The organism is Mesorhizobium sp. M2A.F.Ca.ET.037.01.1.1 (assembly GCF_003998075.1).
Taxonomy (GTDB): domain Bacteria; phylum Pseudomonadota; class Alphaproteobacteria; order Rhizobiales; family Rhizobiaceae; genus Mesorhizobium.
In genome coordinates this window covers 1-2,210 of the sequence record NZ_RZSA01001034.1, presented here as the reverse complement: position 1 = coordinate 2,210, position 2,210 = coordinate 1, and the positions used below count along the sequence as shown (strand labels likewise).

General features: G+C 61.9%; 2 protein-coding genes. Both read right to left on the bottom strand.

The genetic code is table 11. From position 1 onward, the window contains the following. Positions 1-7: 7 nt before the first annotated feature. Positions 8-1,174: a glycosyltransferase gene (locus EOA27_RS33010; protein ID WP_127249363.1), complete on the bottom strand. Its 1,167-nt coding sequence runs from the start codon at positions 1,172-1,174 to the stop codon at positions 8-10. Positions 1,175-1,524: 350 nt separating this feature from the next. Further along, positions 1,525-2,210 (bottom strand): glycosyltransferase (locus EOA27_RS33005; RefSeq protein WP_127258360.1); only part of this gene is annotated, 686 nt, incomplete at its 5' end.

The window sequence follows — 2,210 nt, the reverse complement described above, 5'->3', positions numbered from 1 at the left end:
GCGTTCATCAGTGTGCTCTCGTTCCAGCCAGTTCAATCGCAATCCGTGCGAACCGCTGGTTCAGCACGTCGGCATTGAAGTCTGTTTCTATCTTGCGCCGCGCGGCGATCGCGATCGGCTCGCACAGGACCGGGTTGTCGGCGACCCAGACGAGTTTGGCGGCCAACGCCGCAACGTCCCGTTCCGGCGCGAGGAAGCCGGTTTTCCCGTCCTCGATCAGTTCGGGTATCCCTGAATGGTAGGTGCTGACCACCGTCAGTCCGGCAGCCATCGCCTCCATCAGGGCGACCGGGATGCCTTCGAGGTCGCCGTTGTGGGCGCTTACGCTGGGCAGCACGAAGACATGCGCGTCCCGCAAGCGCTGCTTGACCTCCGCATGCGGCCTGGGGCCGAGGAAATCGACGCGCCCGGCGATGCCGAGCTCGGCGGCCAGTCGTTTCAATTGCTCCAGCAATTCGCCGGCGCCGATCACCGAATAGTTCCAGTCATCACGCGGCAGCCTGGCCAGCGCGCGAAGCGCATATTCAACGCCTTTTTTTTCGGTCAGACGACAGACCGAAATGAACGACAGCGTCTCATTCTTCCAGGATCGCCACCGGTATTCTATCTCGCCGGGTCGAACGCCCATATGGTGCACGACGACCTCGCCCGGCGGGGCGCCGACCTCGATAAGGGCATCGCGAAAGAAGGCATTCACCGGCATCTGGAGGACGCCGTTCTCGAACACCGTCCTGTAGCGCGCCAGCGTGTTGTCATGCATCGGGCCGCCGACGTCGTTGCCGTGGAAGACGGTCACCAGCGGCGCGGAAATCCGCCCACGCTTGATGACACGCGCCACCCGCAAGCCGTTCGTGCCGAAATGCGCGACGATGACATCAGCCTTGTGCAATTTGCGCGCGTACAGGAGGTCGATGGCGGTCGAGAGCTTGTCCCAAGACTTGCCTGACCATTTCCTCAGCAAGGGTCGATAACGGCCGAGCCAGCCCCACCAGCACACGACTTTGCCGGGCAGACCCTTCCAGCGCCGATCGTCGACATTGACGTCCTTGCCGAAGGTCGTCTCGTTGCAGACGACCCCGACTTCCATGCCGCGCTCGAGGCAGCCTGCTATCTGGTCAAGGACAAAGGTCTCCGACAGGGAGGGGAACTTGTCGACGACGAAGCATATCCTCATTCTCGGCCCGCGCCCACGCCGGGATTCATCGGGCAGCCCGCCCACAACCAGGCCTGAACAAGGCAACCGGCCTTGCCCGCGGACTTCGGCGCGGCGTCTTCAGCCGTCAGGAAAAGTCGCACGACAGGGGCAACTGGATGGGAATCGTACTTGAGGCACACGACATGCAGCATTCATTCGACCGCTGTTGGCCCACCCGATGGGGATGGTAGTATAGGAATTGCTGCACTGCAACATTTCTGATGCAGCGCATTTGACTTTTCGTCCCGCGCCCGCGTTGGCACGAATTGTTGCATGCGACATAAACCGTTGCGAAGTGCCGGTTTCGCCTCGTGTCGCGGCAGTCCCGCTCAGGAAGCCTTGCGAAGGGACTGTCCTTCGACAGCACGATTCAGGACGTCCATGAACGTCGCGAACTGGTTGTCGGGGTTCATCTGCGGCCGCTCCGCAAACAGGCGAGCCGCCGCGGACATCCTGTCGTAATCGGCCTTGTCGGTCCATAGCCGCCGGATGGCAGCCACCCAGTCGGCGAGCGGAGCATCGTAATCCAGTATCACGCCGCCGTTGCCGATCGCTTCCGGGAGACCGCCGCGCCGGGATCCGACAACGGGAATGCCGCTGCAATGCGCCTCCGACGCGACCCTGCCCCAGGCTTCTTCCCATTTGCTGGGAGCAAGCAGGATCTTCGTGCGGCCGTAGACCGTCTTCATGTCGCTGGTACGGCTCTCGAGGACGGCATTGCCGAGCGAAGCAAGCGTCCGCTCGATCTCGGCCCGGTGATCGTCGTCGAGCATCCAGCTCTCAACGAACAGGAACGGGATTTCCGCGCATTCGCGGGCAATTTGGACGGCCAGTTCGAAACCCTTCTCGTTGTAAGGATTGATCATCGTCACGAACTCGCCGGTCGTCGGCGTGCTGTAGAAGGCAGGATTGATCGTGGGTGGAATCACCGTGGATTCAATGCCGAACTTCTCCTTGTAGGCACGAGCGGTGAATTCCGAATTGGCGATGTAGAGCGCGGACTCCAATTCGCGCG

Bases quoted from the DNA above. Each gene is read 5' to 3' on its own strand.
- EOA27_RS33010 (WP_127249363.1), bottom strand. From the start codon at position 1,174: ATGAGGATATGCTTCGTCGTCGACAAGTTCCCCTCCCTGTCGGAGACC.